Source organism: Pseudoalteromonas sp. APAL1 (genome assembly GCF_021532475.1).
Taxonomy (GTDB): domain Bacteria; phylum Pseudomonadota; class Gammaproteobacteria; order Enterobacterales; family Alteromonadaceae; genus Pseudoalteromonas; species Pseudoalteromonas lipolytica_C.
The window spans coordinates 81,226-97,481 of record NZ_JAKGAW010000003.1; the positions used below are offsets into that span (position 1 = coordinate 81,226).

The window sequence follows — 16,256 nt, forward strand, 5'->3', positions numbered from 1 at the left end:
GGAGATTAAAATATGTGGTATTTTGCCTGGATTTTAGGTGTTCTATTAGCCTGTACACTGGGGGTGATCAACGTAATGTGGTACGAATTTCACCAACATAAAGATTCAATCGCTGATGATGAGCTAGAGCTATACGCGAGACTCAAAAACAACGATGACAACTAAACCCCGACCAAATCGCGCGCAGCAGCAAACGCTGCGCGCTTTTTTAAAGCAGTATAGCCAGTCCGCTTCAGGGCTTCTTAAATTAAGCATTAGTCTGGGCACACTCAATGCCCTGTTAATGATTGCCTCTTGTTACCTTCTTGCGAACGCGGTTCATCAAGTTATGTTTGAACAAGCAAACTTGCAAGCCGTAAGCCCATTGTTATGGCCTCTTGCGGGGCTCATTTTAGTTCGTGCTTTGTTGGTTGCGCTAAGTGAACGGGTGAGTAACCTTGCCGCGTTAAAAATAAAGAACATGATGCGTAATACATTGCTAGAAAAGCTCAGCAAACTTGGGCCAGCATACACTGAACAAAAAGGCCATGGCGCAACACTTAACACCTTACATAATGGGGTTGAAGCACTGCATCAATATTACGCCAACTACATTCCAAGTGCGGCTTACAGTGCGCTTATTCCATTAGCCATATTGGTCGTAATTTTTCCAACCGATTACAAAGCAGGCCTCATATTCCTTTTAACAGCGCCACTTATCCCCTTTTTTATGATTTTAGTGGGCCATAAAGCGGAGCAGTTAAACCAAGAACGCTGGCAACAGCTAGCGGTACTTGGCAATTACTTTTTTGACCGATTACAAGGACTGACTCAACTTAAGCTTTTTAATGCAACCAAGCGTGAGCTAAATAGCATAAGTCAGATATCTGATGATTACCGTGGTGCAACCATGGGGGTGCTGAAAGTCGCCTTTTTATCATCTTTCGCTCTTGAGTTTTTAGCCACCATTAGTGTTGCCCTTGTTGCTGTGATCATTGGCTTTAGATTATTTTTTGGTACGCTCGATTTTGCGACCGGTTTTGTGGTGCTATTACTGGCCCCTGAGTTTTACTTACCACTTCGGCAAATGGGCACTCATTATCATGCAAAGCTCGAAGGGATCAGCGCCGCTGCTGATATGGTCGATATAATCAATCAAAGCGACGCCGATGAACATTTAGGTACCTCTAAACTTGAGTTACCGATAAAAGACATACAGCTAAATGCGCTTACTTTTCACTACCCTGAGACAAACGAAGGGGTGACTGATATCAACTTAAGCCTGCCAAACACAGGCTTAGTTGCCTTTGTAGGTGAAAGCGGCTCGGGTAAAAGTACTTTGTTTGATTGCCTATTGGGTTTTCATCATCAAGCCAACAATGCCATTCACATTAACGGACAGCCACTGAGCGATACCGCCTTAGCTGATTGGCAAGCACAGCTTGCGTGGATCCCACAACAAGCCACATTATTTTATCGAACCGTTGCAGATAACCTACGATTAGCAAAACCAGATGCAAGCCAAGCTGAACTTGAGGAAGCGGCTAGTAAAGCTGGTGCGCTTGAGTTTATAAACGCCCTACCAAATGGCTTTGATACACAGCTTGGTGAACAAGGAGAAGGCCTCTCAGGGGGGCAAAAGCAGCGTATTGCCCTTGCCCGTGCATTTTTAAAAAATGCCCCTGTGCTAATGCTTGATGAGCCTACAGCTCACTTAGACAGCCAAACAGAGCATTTAATCAACCAAGCAATCCGAGATTATGCAAAAGATCATTTAGTGCTGGTTATTGCTCACCGACTGAATACGGTTAAACATGCCGACACCATTTACGTTATGCAACAAGGTCAAATTGTTGAGTCTGGTCATTATCAGCAACTCACCGAACAAGCAGGCCTATTTGCTAAGCTTGTGAGCCAAGGTGAAGCCCATGCATAACTTCATACGTTTATTAAAACTTTGCAAACCTCATGCAGGCATGCTGCTTTTGGGGGCTTTTTTAGCAAGCTTAACAGTACTTGCAAATGTCGGTTTACTCGCCATCTCGGGCTGGTTTTTAGCAGCCATGGCAGCGGCGGGTATTGCCGGTGTGCAGATGAACTACTTTACCCCTGCAGGGGTGATCCGCTTTTTAGCTATCGTGCGCACAGCGTCTCGTTACTGCGAGCGAATGATAACTCATAACGCTACCTTTTTGTTACTGAGCGAAATTCGCGTAAAAATGTTCAAGACTCTTAGCCAACTCAACAACGTTGACTTAGCAATGACTCGTAGTAGCGACTTGTTCAACCGCCTACAAAACGATGTTGATGCTTTAGATAAGTTTTACCTAAATGTGCTGCTGCCAATTATCGTCGCTCTTATCAGCATTCCTATCGTAATGGCATTCATGGCAATGTATAACGCTGATGTTGCATTGTTATGCTTTATTTCATTGATGATTATTGGCGTGTTACTTCCGGCTCTATTGAGCCATAAACTTCGCCAACAAGCACATGCTGAAACACTGCTTTCAGCAGAGTTAAGATCTGAGCTTGCTGATACACTATCAGGTGCCAGAGAGCTTGCAGTATATCAAGCACACGCCGCGCAGCTTGCCCATTGTGATTCACTCAGTAAGCAATACAACAGCTTGCTATATAATCGACACAAAGCCATAGCAAACAGTAATGGCTTAAGCACTTTGGTGATCCAACTCACCATGCTTGCCAGTGTATTTATAATAATTCCACTGGTCGCAACAGCTACTATGAAAAACGTTGAACTAGCTATGCTCGCGTTATTTGTATTAGCCAGCTTTGAGACTGTACTAACTTTGCCAAGTGCGTTTATAGAATTACCAAATGCTTTAAGCGCAGCACAGCGACTATTTACACTTGAAGACAAACTCGAAGAGCATAATGAACAGAAGCAAGCACATGCAATACCACACAGTGCTCTTGGCCTTGAGTTCAAAAATGTTAATTACCGATACCAAGGCGCAACCAGTAACGCACTGAATGAAATTAACTTATCAATTGCTTCAGGCAGTAAATTAGCTCTAGTTGGTGCCAGCGGCAGTGGCAAAACCACTCTGGTTAACTTACTTACAGGGCTTTGGCCTATCCAATCAGGCACGCTTGAACTAACCACTAAAGAAAATACTTTTGAGCTAAGCAAGCTTAGTCATCAGCAGCGCTTCAAATGCATGACTATCGTGGCTCAGCAGCATCATATTTTTGATGGCACGCTTCGGGAGAATCTTCGCTATGCAGCTTTTGATGCGACAGATGAAATGCTTATTGAAGCCTGTGAACAAGCAGAGCTTGGCTCATGGTTAAGCAATTTAAAAGATGGGCTAAACACTCGTTTAGGCACCGCAGGCAGAAAGCTATCTCATGGTCAGTCACGTCGTGTTGCCATTGCCCAAGCTCTATTAAGGCAAGGTAATTTAATCATTCTTGATGAGCCAACAGAGAGTCTAGATAACCACACTAAGCAAAACTTGCTGACTACGCTTGAGAAAATATGGGCAGATAAAACCATGCTAACCATTACTCACGACCCAGCAATGCTAAGTCGTGTTGATAAAGTGATTTGGTTAGAACAAGGACAAGTGAGAGCCCTTGCAAGTCATGCTGAATTAGTTGCTAATGAAGCTGACTACGTAGAGCTTATTACCCGCTTTTAATCTAGCTGCTCAACGGTAACGTCAATCACACCTTGCTTTGTTGATGAGATTTGTGAAAACGCCTTTTTTGATAAATCAATAATACGACCGCGGATAAATGGGCCGCGGTCATTAATGGTCACAATCACGCTTTTATTATTAGCAATATTAGTGACTTTTACTTTGCTACCAAAGCCAAGTGTTTGATGAGCCGCGCTCAATGCCTGTTGATTAAACACCTCACCACTTGCAGTAGTTCGGCCATGATATTTATCAGCGTAATAACTGGCTTTGCCTTTTTCTATCGTTCCCTTAGTTACCGAAGGCGCAGTACTACAACCAGTTATAATTAAACTTAATAAAGCAAACAGGATAAGTTTGTTCATATTATTGAATCCTTTTTTTGCCATAAAGGTAGCAAGCGCTTACTTAGCGAAACCTGAACTATACTGATTTACCTAATTAAGAGAATTAGTATAAAAACAAAAAAGCCACCTTACGGTGGCTTTTTGTGTATCACTTATAATTAGCGAATAATGCCGCGCTCAGAGCTTTTCACAAAGTCTATCATCAGCTGAACAGCAGGATACTTTACTGCATCTTCAGCTAACTCGGCGATAGCTTCTTCAACACCTAAACTCTTACGGTAAAGCGTTTTATATGCACGACGGGTTGCCATAACTTCATCACTTTCAAAACCTCGGCGTTTCATGCCTTCAGTATTGATTGCTACAGGGCCAGCCGGCGTGCCAATAGTAGTTACAAATGGTGGTACATCTTTATTTACGCCAGAGTACATACCTACAAAGGCATGAGCACCAATTTTACAAAATTGATGAACACCAGAGTTACCCGCAAGAATAACCCAGTCACCTACGTGTACGTGACCAGCAACAGAGGCATTGTTAGCAAATATAACGTTATCACCAATTACAGCATCATGTGCAACATGGGTGTACGCCATAAATAAGTTGTTACTACCAATTTTTGTCACACCTTGGTCTTGGATAGTACCACGGTGAATTGTTGCACACTCACGGATCACATTGTTATCACCCATGATCAGCGTAGTTGGTTCATTCGCGTATTTTTTGTCTTGGCAAGCTTCACCAACCGATGCAAATTGAAAAATATGGTTACCAGAACCAATCGTCGATGGGCCTTTAACAACCACATGAGATTCGATGATACAGTTGTCACCAATAGTTACATCGTTTCCGATATAGCTATAAGGGCCAACTGACACATTTTTGCCAAGTTTTGCACCTGGTTCGATTATTGCCGTAGGATGAATCACTATTAAAACTCTCTTCTCGCACACATGATTTCGGCAGTACACACCACTTTGCCGTCAACTTTTGCTTCTGCTGCAAACTTCCATATATTGCGGCGCTCTTTTACAAACTCTACATGCAAATGCATGGTATCGCCAGGTAATACCGGCTGTTTGAATCGTGCATTATCAATCGCAGCAAATAAATACAGTTCATTGTCACTACGGTTTTCAACTGTTTTAAAACCTAACAAGCCCGTAGCTTGAGCCATTGCTTCTAGGATCAACACACCAGGAAAAATTGGTTGGTTAGGGAAATGACCCGTAAAAATAGGTTCGTTCACTGTTACATTTTTAATTGCATGTAACGACTTGCCTGGCGTGTAATCTAATACACGGTCAACAAGTAGCATCGGATAACGATGCGGAAGTAAACTCAAGATATCTTGGATATCAAGACTATTTAATTCATTTGCCAAAATAGCATCCTTATTTGTCTTCAATATTGAGTGACTTTGTTAGAGACTCAAGTGCTTTAATGCGGTCTTTCATATCACCGAGGTTTCGGATATGGGCAATACTACGTCGCCATTCTTTATTGGTTAGATGTGGCAAGCCCGAAGAATAAATCCCAGGTTCTGTGATTGCCTTAGTCACCATACTCATACCGGTGATTATAGCACCATCGCATACGCTAATGTGACCATTAATTGCAACCATGCCACCAATCTGACAATTCCGACCAATAACTGTACTGCCAGCAAATACCGTACAGCCAGCAACTGCAGTACCCGAACCGATCTCGACATTATGCGCTATTTGACATTGATTATCGATAATTACATTACTATGAATGATAGTATCGTCAAGTGCACCACGGTCAATGGTCGTTGATGCACCTACTTCAACTTTGTTACCAATAATTACACGGCCTAGCTGTGGAATTTTAATCCACTCACCACGCTCATTCGCATAGCCAAAACCATCGCTACCCACAACTGTATTCGCTTGAAATAAGCAATCACTGCCGATTTCGACTTCATGGTAAACACATACATTTGCCCAAAGCTTAGTGCCTTGGCCAATTTTTGTATTTTCACCGATAAAGCAGCCTGGACCAAGTTGTACGTCGTTGCCGATAACAGCCCCCGCTTCAATCACCACATTAGCAGCGATCGCGACATTATCACCAATACTGGCTGAATCGTGAATGACTGCACTTGGGTGAATACCAGTAGCAGCTGAACGCGGCGTGGTATCCATAAGCTGGGCAAGCTTGGCGTAACATACATAGGGGTTAGCAACCACAAGCTTATTGCCTGTAAAAAACGCTGCATCAGCCTCGGATAAAATCACCGCACTGGCTAATGTGTCGTTCAATTGTGAGCGATATTTCTTGTTCGCTAAAAATGCAATATGCCCAGGTTGGGCATTTGCAAGTGTTGATATTTTTGTAATCTCTGTGGCGCCATCACCCTGAAGTTCGGCGCCTAAAAGATCCGCAATCTGCGAAAGCGTGTAATTATGCATATATGATTTCTATTGCTTACTTACTTTTTCAACTACTTTATCTGATAAATCAGATACTGTTTTAGGGTTAAAATAAATTGTTGTTTCTTTAACTTTAACTTCATCAAACTTGCCAGCTTTAGCCACTTCTTCGATTGCATCTAAGATTAGCTTTTGAACTTTAGCTAACTCTTGGTTTTGACGCATCTTGATTTCTTGCTCTAAAGGACGGCCTTTTTCAGCAAGTTGCTGCTGCATACCTTGAATCTTAGTACGTAATTCATCTTTCTGCTTATCGCTCATCGTTGTTGATTCACGCTTGAACTTTTCAGCTTCAAAACGAATATCGCCTTGTAACTTTTCTAACTCTTGACGACGCTCAGAAAACTCAGCTTCAAGTGACTGCTCTACTTTCGCCATTTGAGGGATTTGCTTGTAAATTTCTTGCATATCAACAACACCTACTTTGTGCGCAAATGCACTTGTTGAAAGGCCCATAGATAAAGTAGCAAGCAATGCGAAGGCTGTTGATTTGATTGATTTTTTCACGTAAAAACTCCTTTAGAATGTATTACTAATATTAAAGCTGATGGTCTTCGTATCGTCATCTTCTTCTTTTTGCAATGGATACGCAAAACTAATCAGCATTGGACCCATTGGAGAGATCCATTGTAATGAAAGACCCGTTGAAACCCTAAAGCGCATTGGATCTGAATAATCATCCAATTTTGCGCGTTGATCGGTAGACAGGTTTTGATAACGGTCAATGTTAAACTCTGTATCCCATACGTTTGCTGCATCTACGAAGAAGCTAGTACGTACAGAGCTGGTGTTTTCTTCATCTAAGAAAGGTGTTGGAACGATTAGCTCCATCCCTGCTACCGCTTTGGCGTTACCACCAATTCGGCCTGCTGTGTATAACTCGTCAAACTCTGATGCACCACCAATGCTGCCTGTTGTAGTACCATCAGGTAATGGTGTACCAGGAATACTTTGCGGAACACGAGAAACAGCACGTGGTAGAATCGTATTTCGATCGAAGCCACGTAATTCCATTTCGGTAATTCTGAAGAACTCCTGGAACGGCAATGTTTGGTCATAACCATTGGTTGTACCATAACCATTACCATAACCAAGTGCTGCACGTGTTGAGAATACCCAACGGTGATCATTACTAATTGGCCAGTAGAAACGCGAATCATAATTTATCTTAAAGTACTGTAAATCAGAGTTCGGCGTTGTCGCTGTTAAGTTAAGTGATTGACGCGAACCAGCCGTTGGGAATAAACCACGGTTTACGGTAACACGCGACCAACCTGCACTAAGCTCATACTTAGTAAAGTCAAAACCTGCATCAGGGTTTTCTGGATCTAAGAAAGTTTCACGCATTACACGAGTTTGCTCGTATTCAGCAATGTCAGATAACTCTTCTTGGATCCAACGAACACCAAAATTGATACGGTTAACAGCATCGATTGGGAAGCCAATATTGGTACCAATACCATAGCTCTTTGATTTATAGTCGATTAGACTGAATTTACTTGCATCATAGTTGCTGTAGAAGATACTACTTCCTTGCGATACACCATCTGGCGTAAAGTAAGGGTCTGTATAAGAAACACTGATGCGTTCAGAACCACGTGAGGTATTAATATTGAAACCAATCTGGTTACCGGTACCTAAGAAATTTGATTCACTAACACCGATATTAAATTGCAGACCTAAGTAAGAACCATAAGCAAGGCCAGCGTTAAAGCTACCAGCTGATTGTTCTTTAACAGTAAAATCAACATCTACTTGGTCATCAACTCCCGGTACTGGCACAACATTAAAATCAACACTTTCCATATAAGGTAAACGTTGAATTTGTAGTTTAGAGCGCTCTAAGCTTTGATTTGATAACCACGCACCTTCAAGCTGAGTCATTTCACGGCGTACTACTTCATCAGAGGTATTTTGGTTACCACCTACGATAATACGACGAACATAGACGCGCTTACCTGGGTTAACTGACAAGGTTAATTGAACTTCTTTTTTCTCGTCATCAATCTCTGGGATTGTGCGTACTTCAGCGTTGGCATAACCAAAACGCGCTAAATAGCTTTTAATGAATTCTTCAGAAGACGTAACCACCGAGCCATTATAAAGCTCACCCGTTTTCAGCGGGATAACACTTTTGATTAACTCTTCGCGACCAAGCAAGTCACCAATAAAATCAAACCCTTTTACGGTGTACTTTACACCTTCAGTGATATTAGCTGTTACGTAAACTGAGTCACGTTCAGGACTAACTGAAACTTGGGTTGAATCGATATTAAAACGAAGGTAACCACGGTCTAAATAGTAACTACGAATTTTTTCTAAGTCGCCTTCAATGGTTTGCTTTTGATAGCGGTCGCTCGACATGAACTTCCACCACGGCAAATCTTGTTGTGACTCAGCTAATTTAAGTAGCTCTTCATCAGAGAATAATTCGTTACCAACGAGGTTAATTTGACGAATAGAAGCGGCATCGCCTTCATCAAATTTAAACAATAGCTTCACACGGTTACGTGGCAGCTTAGTGATAGTTACATCCACTTTAGCATTGTACTTACCAATACTATGGAAAAACTCAACTAAACCTTTTTCTATATTATCAAGAACAGTTTTATCAAGCGGCTCGCCTGTACGAATATCTTGCTGATCGAGCGACTCATTTAACTGCTCATCTTTGATGTCTTTATTACCATCAAATTCGATCATGCTGATCGTTGGGCGCTCTGTTACGCGGAAAATAACACTGTTGCCATCGCGTAATGCTTTAATATTATCAAAGTGACCTGAACGATAGAGAGCCTTTATGGTTCTTGAAATTGTATACTCATCAATATTATCGCCCACGTTGATTGGAATATGCGTTAGCGCTGCACCTAGAGCAACACGTTGTAAACCTTCAACTTTTAAATCATCTACAATAAAGGAGTTTTGGCCTAGGGCTGCAAAGCTTGCACCTAATAAACTTGAAACTGCCAAATGTTTTTTTATAGCCATTTTATTATCTTTATCCTTTACAACTGTATTACCGCTCAACACCTTGTAAGTTAAACTTTTGCGGTGTTTTACAATCGTGTTCAAATTGGAATTTTTCGCTCATTTGTTATAAACGCGATACATCATTGAACAAAGCGAAACATGTTAAAAACAGGAGCAGCAACGCACCCACTTTAAAACCAAATTCTTGCGTCTTTTCAGAGACCGGCTTTTTGCGAAAAAGTTCAATTATGTAATACATTAAGTGCCCACCATCAAGCACTGGCAACGGTAATAAGTTAAATACACCTAGGTTTACACTTATTAATGCTAAGAAGCTTAAAAAAGCAACCAAACCATAGCTTACGCTAGTTCCCGCACCGACTGCAATGCCTACAGGGCCACTTAAATTTTTAACCGACACCTGACCGGTAATTAAATTACCAATCATGTCGAAACTTAGTGTGATTAAACGCCATGTTTCTTGTATGCCCAGCACAATACTATCGACAGGGCCATAATGTCTAGTTTCAATATAATTTTCTGGCCATGGCTCAACCACTGGAGACACACCTAAGAAACCTTGTTGAACACCTGAATCATTGATTTGGCCTTTAGGTGTAACAATAAGCTCTTTAATACTATCTTGTCTTTGTACACTAATTTGTAAGGATTTGTTAGGTGATTGCTGAATTAGTGAAACTAACTCGTTCCAAGTGCTGATATTTTCACCATTTACGGCAATAATTTTATCATTTACCTGTAATCCTGCCTGTTCTGCAGCTGACCCTTTACTGATCATCGCTACCTGCAGTAAGGCGTTAGGTCGAAAAGGTACTATACCAATCGATGTTAGTGGTGGTACATCTTGCTGATCTAATTTCCAGCCATCTAAGTTAAGGGTACGCACATGCTTTTGATAGTTTTGGTCACGAAGCGTAACAACAACGCTTTGCTCGCCTAAACGGCTCATCAATGAGAAGGTGGCATCTTGCCAAGTGCTGATATCGTCTTCACCGATTTTAATAATTTGTTGGTTCGGCTCAATATTAGCAGCTGCAGCACGGCTTCCTTGAGTCACTTCCCCAACCACAGGTTTTAATGACTGAACGCCCACCATGTACATGACAGCTAAAGCAAAAATAGCAAATAAAAAGTTCGCCATTGGTCCGGCTGCAACTATCGCTATACGTGCTTTTACTGATTTGGCATTAAATGATAAATGACGCTGCTCTGGCGGCACTTCATCTACACGCTCATCAAGCATTTTGACATAACCACCTAGTGGGATTGCCGCTATCACATATTCTGTTTGCTGTTTGTCATACCACTTGATCAACGGCTTACCAAAGCCAATTGAAAAACGCAGTACTTTGACACCTGCCTTACGTGCAACCCAAAAGTGACCATATTCATGCACTGTCACTAAAATGCCTAAGGCAAGAATAAATGAACCCAGATTCCAAAAAAAATCAAACATGCTAATTAATGCCTCTTCTAACAAACTCAGTGGCTTTAATGCGAGCAGCTTCATCACAAGCCAGGATCTCGTCTAATGTATGCACATTAACATCCTGTGTTGCTGCTAGGGTTTGTGAGTTAATACGAAAGATATCTGTAAACTTAATCTGGCCAGCTAAAAATGCAGCAACTGCAACTTCATTTGCAGCGTTGACAGTGGTTGTTGCACCCTGCCCCATTTCGCATGCTTCAATCGCAAGTTTTAAATTTGGATATCGTGCATAATCTGGCTTAGTGAAAGTAAAGTCTGCAATCTGTGCAAAGTCGAGAGGTTTAACCCCAGCATCAACGCGCTCAGGAAATGCTAAAGCGTGAGCTATAGGAGTGCGCATATCTGGATTACCCATTTGCGCAAGCACTGAGCCATCTTGATATTGCACCATAGAGTGAATAATACTTTGCGGGTGTATCACCACTTCAATATCGCTTGCTTGGCAATTAAATAACCACTTAGCCTCAATAAATTCAAGACCTTTATTCATCATGGTTGCTGAATCAACAGATATTTTTTGGCCCATCGACCAATTAGGGTGCGCCACAGCTTCAGTCACGGTCACATCTGATAATGTTGCGACATCGCGAGTTAAAAATGGCCCACCAGACCCTGTTAATAAAATTTTGCTAACGCCATTATCGGCCAGTAAACCCGACCCGTTTTGTAAAGCCGCAGGCATACATTGAAAAATCGCGTTATGTTCACTGTCGATAGGCAATAAAGTAGCACCATGCTGTTTTACTTTATCAATAAACAGCTGCCCCGACATAACTAGAGACTCTTTATTAGCAAGCAATACTTTTTTGCCCGCCTCAACGGCGCTTAAAGTAGGTAACAAGCCTGCTGCACCGACAATAGCCGACATAACAGTGTCAACATCAGTATGAGCAGCAAGCTCGCTCATAGCACTTGTACCAGCAAGAATCTCTGTTTTACAAGAGCTACTGGCAAGTAAGTTAGACAGCGCAGCCGCGGCATGTTGATCTGCCATTACGGCAAACTTAGGTTGATGTGCAATACATAGTTCAGCCATTTTCTCGGCATTTTTACCAGCAGCTAAGGCAAAAACAGCAAAGCGCTCTGGGTTACGAGCAACAACATCTAAGGTGCTTAAACCGATTGAACCAGTTGCGCCTAATACGACGAGTTGTTCTACTTTGCTCATAAACTCAATGTCCATGCGTAGCAAAGTACAAAAATAGGTGCAGCAGCTGTTAAGCTATCGATGCGGTCTAGAATACCGCCATGACCTGGTAAACATGAACCGCTGTCTTTCAAGCCAACTTCACGTTTAAACATACTTTCTAATAAATCGCCTACCGCTGAAAACAGCGCAATAAATGCTGTCATAATCGCATAAATTGGCCACACAGCCATATCAACATTGCTGTAATGACAAAATACTAAAACAAAAATAACTGAGGCCACCACGCCACCAAGTAGGCCTTCAATGGTCTTATTTGGGCTCACTTTTGGCATTAGTTTGTGTTTGCCTAAGTTTTTACCAGTAAAATATGCACCGATGTCTGCGCTCCAAACAATGCCTAAAACCACAAGAATAAGCATAGAGCCGAAATGGGTTGATTCGCCATAGCCTGCACTACGCAGGGTATTTAAAGCTAACCAAAGTGGTACGAGTGTTAAAAATCCGGCAATGGCACGCATCACAATGCCTTCATTCCACGCTTTTGCCATAGCGGGATAACGCCAAACTAAGTAAGTAGCTACAATCCACCAAGCAAACGATAGCGTGAACAGATAGTTTGCATCACCTACCAGTTGACCATTTTGCCAAAGCGAGTCAATCGGCCAATGCCAATTTAATAATGCAAGAAACACCGCTGTTGCAGCGACAAATCCAAAACGTTTAACTTTATCGCATAGCCCCATAAACGCAGACCATTCCCATGCACCGAGTAATACGATACCGGCGGCGATATAACTAAATAGAGTTAATGGGGTATAAAATACCAATACAAGTGCAAGTGGTGCCAACACGAGCGAGGTTAAAATTCGTTGTTTTAGCAATGTGTGTACCTTCAACTAGTAATTAGGTCTCAGCGAGTAATTGTTTTATTTGTTCGCCTGTACAACCAAATCGTCGCTCTCTGGCAACGTAACATGCGATAGCATCGGCAAAAGCAGCTTCATTAAAGTCTGGCCAAAGCGTATCGGTAAAGTAAAGCTCAGCGTAAGCTGCTTGCCATAAAAGAAAGTTACTAATGCGCAAATCACCACCTGTGCGGATCATTAAATCAAGCTCAACTTGATCTGCCATGCTCATGTGTTCACTCATGAGCTCTTCGGTAATCTCTTCAGCGGCCATTTCACCGGCTGCGACTTTTTTTGCAAGCATGGTTGCAGCATTGGTAATATCCCAACGGCCACCATAATTAGCAGCAACGTTTAATTGCAAGCCCGTATTATTACGGGTTAACTCGTGTGCTGCATCAACTTTATTACGCAAATTCTCAGAAAAGCGTGATAAATCACCAATTATATTGAGCTTTACATTATTTTTATGAAGCTTTTTAACTTCTTTGCCCAACACGAATAAAAATAGCTCCATGAGCGTATTTACTTCGTCCTCTGGGCGTCGCCAATTTTCGCTACTAAATGCGAATAGTGTTAACGACTGTATACCTAAGCGAGTACAAAATTGCACTGATTGACGAACCGCATCAACGCCTTTTTTATGCCCATAAACACGTGGGCGATTTTTCGCTTGAGCCCAACGACCGTTACCATCCATGATTATAGCGACATGCTTAGGCAAACTTTGCTGGGAAATTTTATCAGCGTTAAGAACCATAAATATCGAGTATTCCATAAAAAAACGCCGTCTAGTATACCCCAGCCGGCGTTTCAAAACTAATAAATTTGCAATGACCTGCTTGCCTTTCAGGATTCATCCCGAAAAGAAAAACAAGAGCTTTTAGATTTCCATCAATTCAGCTTCTTTCGCTGTTAATTGTGTATCCATCTCTTTGATGAACTTATCTGTAAGCTTTTGGATTTCGTCTTCTGCTTGACGCGCTTCATCTTCAGAAATTTCTTTGTCTTTCAATAAGCTCTTAATGTCGCCATTTGCGTCACGACGAATGTTACGAACAGCAACACGGCCGCCTTCAACTTCACCACGTACAATTTTGATAAGGTCTTTACGACGCTCTTCAGTAAGTGGAGGAAGTGGAACACGGATCACAGTACCAGCAGACATAGGGTTTAAACCTAAATCTGATGCCATTATTGCTTTTTCTACCGCTTGCGCTAATGACTTGTCGAACACGCTGATTGCAAGTGTACGCGAGTCTTCAATTGTTACATTAGCTACTTGGTTTAGTGGCGTGTCAGCACCGTAGTAAGACACTTGAATACCGTCAAGTAATGCAGGGTGAGCACGGCCTGTGCGAATTTTAGATAATTGACTGCCTAGTGCCGCAACACTTTTTTGCATACGTTCTGACGCATCTTTTTTGATATCGTTAATCACGGTTCAATCCTAATCTATTTATTAATTTCATCCGAGGCTTGTGAAGAGATAAGCGTTCCTTCATCTTCGCCCATAATTACACGCTTAAGCGCGCCTGATTTATTCATGTTAAATACACTTAAAGGCATATTATGATCACGGGCAAGCGTGAATGCCGCTAAGTCCATAACCTTTAGTTCTTTATCAATGATCTCATTGTAGCTTAAGTGGCGATATAATGTCGCGTCTGGGTTTTTCACTGGGTCATCTGAATAAACACCATCAACTTTTGTCGCTTTAATTACGGTATCAGCTTCAATTTCAATACCGCGTAAACACGCTGCAGAATCAGTGGTAAAGAATGGGTTACCTGTGCCTGCAGAAAAGATAACAACACGACCAGACTTTAATAAGCTGATAGCTTCTGCCCAGTTGTAAGCATCACACACGCCATTTAATGGAATGGCAGACATTAAGCGACAATTTACAAATGCACGATGCAGGGCATCACGCATTGCCAAACCATTCATTACCGTAGCAAGCATACCCATGTGGTCGCCCACTACGCGGTTCATACCTGCTTCTGCTAATGAACCACCACGCAAGAAGTTACCGCCACCGATAACTAAACCTACTTCTACGTCGAGCTCTACAAGTTCTTTAATTTCTTGAGCCATACGGTCAAGTACTTTCGGGTCGATGCCGAAGCCTTCGTCTCCCATTAATGCTTCACCGCTAAGTTTAAGAAGAACACGTCTAAAAATAGGTTTACGATTGATAGTCATAATATTTGGGCCAGCCTTAATAATGAGATAAAAAATAACCGCGCTATGGTTACACATAAAACGCGGTTATTTTAAAGAATTTTCATCAGTGACGCAAAAGCTAATAACAGATTAATTTCATCTAATTGTCCTACGTCACTAAGTTAGAAAATTACTCGCCTTTTGCAGCAGCGATTTGAGCAGCTACTTCAGCAGCGAAGTCTTCTTCTTTACGCTCGATACCTTCACCAACTTCTAAACGGATGAAGTTAGTAACTGTTGCGCCTTTCTCTTTAAGAATTTCGCCAACAGTTTTCTTAGGTTCCATGATGAAAGCTTGACCAGTAAGAGAGATCTCACCAGTGAATTTCTTCATACGACCAACAACCATTTTCTCAGCGATTTCAGCAGGCTTGCCTTCGTTCATCGCGATGTCGATTTGAACTGCTTTTTCTTTTTCAACAACGTCAGCTGGTACGTCTTCTGGGTTTACGAACTCAGGCTTAGACGCAGCTACGTGCATAGCAACTTGCTTAAGTGTTTCTTCGTCAGCTTCACCAACTACAACAACACCGATACGGTCGCCGTGGCGGTAAGAAGAAAGCTTGTCACCGTCGATGTACTCAACGCGACGAACATTGATGTTTTCACCGATTTTAGCAACTAGTGCAACACGCGTTTCTTCGAACTGTGCTTTAAGTGCATCGATGTCTGCTTTAGATTCTGCAGCAGCGTCTAATACTTCATTCGCGAAGCCAAGGAAGTTTGAATCTTTAGCAACGAAGTCAGTTTGACAGTTAACTTCAAGAAGCGCAGCGAAACCGTTACCTTCTTTGATTAAGATTGTACCTTCAGCAGCGATGTTACCTGCTTTTTTAGCAGCCTTTGCAGCACCGCTCTTACGCATGTTTTCAATCGCTAACTCGATGTCACCGTTAGTTTCAGTTAACGCTTTTTTACAATCCATCATGCCAGCGCCAGTACGCTCGCGTAATTCTTTAACTAGGGCAGCAGTTACAGCCATTAGAATATCCTCAATTGAATTCTGTTATAGGGAAGCGGTATGGGCCGCTTGACAAGAATA

Annotated in this window: 16 protein-coding genes; 3 read left to right on the forward strand and 13 right to left on the reverse strand. The window is 42.0% G+C overall.

All coding sequences use genetic code 11. The features are described 5' to 3' along the window. The first annotated feature begins 12 nt into the window (after positions 1-12). The 3 genes from cydX to cydC are packed head-to-tail and all read left to right on the forward strand — an operon-like array spanning position 13 to position 3,647. Positions 13-165 carry a cytochrome bd-I oxidase subunit CydX gene (gene cydX, locus L1264_RS02580; RefSeq protein ID WP_036969707.1) on the forward strand — a complete coding sequence of 51 codons (153 nt, stop codon included), beginning with the start codon at positions 13-15 and terminating at the stop codon, positions 163-165. Next, entirely contained in the window at positions 155-1,915 is a 1,761-nt protein-coding gene (cydD, locus tag L1264_RS02585; protein WP_199525892.1) for a thiol reductant ABC exporter subunit CydD, read from the forward strand. The genes cydX and cydD overlap by 11 nt, the downstream gene beginning before the upstream one ends. Then, positions 1,908-3,647 (forward strand): thiol reductant ABC exporter subunit CydC, encoded by a 1,740-nt coding sequence (gene cydC, locus L1264_RS02590; RefSeq protein WP_199525890.1) that lies wholly within the window; start codon positions 1,908-1,910, stop codon positions 3,645-3,647. Before cydD ends, cydC begins: the two co-directional genes overlap by 8 nt. Here cydC and L1264_RS02595 read toward each other — a convergent pair. From L1264_RS02595 to tsf, 13 genes are all read right to left on the reverse strand, one after another. Continuing rightward, positions 3,644-4,012, reverse strand: coding sequence for a septal ring lytic transglycosylase RlpA family protein (locus L1264_RS02595; RefSeq protein ID WP_199525889.1), 369 nt, complete (start codon positions 4,010-4,012; stop codon positions 3,644-3,646). The two genes, cydC and L1264_RS02595, sit on opposite strands and share 4 nt — an antisense overlap. Positions 4,013-4,152: 140 nt before the next feature. Beyond that, positions 4,153-4,923: an acyl-ACP--UDP-N-acetylglucosamine O-acyltransferase gene (lpxA, locus tag L1264_RS02600; protein ID WP_199525887.1), complete on the reverse strand. Its 771-nt coding sequence runs from the start codon at positions 4,921-4,923 to the stop codon at positions 4,153-4,155. Between the two features lie 2 nt (positions 4,924-4,925). Continuing rightward, a complete protein-coding gene (fabZ, locus tag L1264_RS02605; RefSeq protein WP_135924015.1) occupies positions 4,926-5,378 on the reverse strand; it encodes a 3-hydroxyacyl-ACP dehydratase FabZ in 453 nt (150 codons plus the stop codon). 10 nt (positions 5,379-5,388) lie between these two features. Beyond that, positions 5,389-6,429 (reverse strand): UDP-3-O-(3-hydroxymyristoyl)glucosamine N-acyltransferase, encoded by a 1,041-nt coding sequence (gene lpxD / locus L1264_RS02610; RefSeq protein ID WP_135924014.1) that lies wholly within the window; start codon positions 6,427-6,429, stop codon positions 5,389-5,391. A gap of 9 nt (positions 6,430-6,438) precedes the next feature. Continuing rightward, positions 6,439-6,957: an OmpH family outer membrane protein gene (locus L1264_RS02615; protein ID WP_138558148.1), complete on the reverse strand. Its 519-nt coding sequence runs from the start codon at positions 6,955-6,957 to the stop codon at positions 6,439-6,441. A gap of 12 nt (positions 6,958-6,969) precedes the next feature. Then, positions 6,970-9,441, reverse strand: coding sequence for an outer membrane protein assembly factor BamA (bamA, locus tag L1264_RS02620; RefSeq protein WP_199525885.1), 2,472 nt, complete (start codon positions 9,439-9,441; stop codon positions 6,970-6,972). A gap of 106 nt (positions 9,442-9,547) precedes the next feature. Continuing rightward, complete coding sequence (gene rseP, locus L1264_RS02625; RefSeq protein WP_199525883.1) at positions 9,548-10,900, reverse strand: sigma E protease regulator RseP; 1,353 nt, start codon at positions 10,898-10,900, stop codon at positions 9,548-9,550. A gap of 1 nt (position 10,901) precedes the next feature. Next, the gene (gene ispC, locus L1264_RS02630) at positions 10,902-12,101 is read right to left on the reverse strand and encodes a 1-deoxy-D-xylulose-5-phosphate reductoisomerase (protein ID WP_199525882.1); all 1,200 of its coding nucleotides are present in this window, start codon (positions 12,099-12,101) and stop codon (positions 10,902-10,904) included. Continuing rightward, positions 12,098-12,964 carry a phosphatidate cytidylyltransferase gene (locus L1264_RS02635; RefSeq protein ID WP_135924009.1) on the reverse strand — a complete coding sequence of 289 codons (867 nt, stop codon included), beginning with the start codon at positions 12,962-12,964 and terminating at the stop codon, positions 12,098-12,100. Before L1264_RS02635 ends, ispC begins: the two co-directional genes overlap by 4 nt. A 22-nt stretch (positions 12,965-12,986) precedes the next feature. Further along, positions 12,987-13,766, reverse strand: coding sequence for an isoprenyl transferase (locus tag L1264_RS02640; protein WP_135924008.1), 780 nt, complete (start codon positions 13,764-13,766; stop codon positions 12,987-12,989). Positions 13,767-13,871: 105 nt separating this feature from the next. Beyond that, positions 13,872-14,429, reverse strand: coding sequence for a ribosome recycling factor (gene frr / locus L1264_RS02645; RefSeq protein WP_135924007.1), 558 nt, complete (start codon positions 14,427-14,429; stop codon positions 13,872-13,874). A 14-nt stretch (positions 14,430-14,443) separates the two neighbouring features. After that, positions 14,444-15,193, reverse strand: coding sequence for a UMP kinase (gene pyrH / locus L1264_RS02650; protein ID WP_135924006.1), 750 nt, complete (start codon positions 15,191-15,193; stop codon positions 14,444-14,446). A gap of 151 nt (positions 15,194-15,344) precedes the next feature. Continuing rightward, complete coding sequence (tsf, locus tag L1264_RS02655) at positions 15,345-16,196, reverse strand: translation elongation factor Ts (protein ID WP_135924005.1); 852 nt, start codon at positions 16,194-16,196, stop codon at positions 15,345-15,347. Positions 16,197-16,256: the final 60 nt, after the last annotated feature.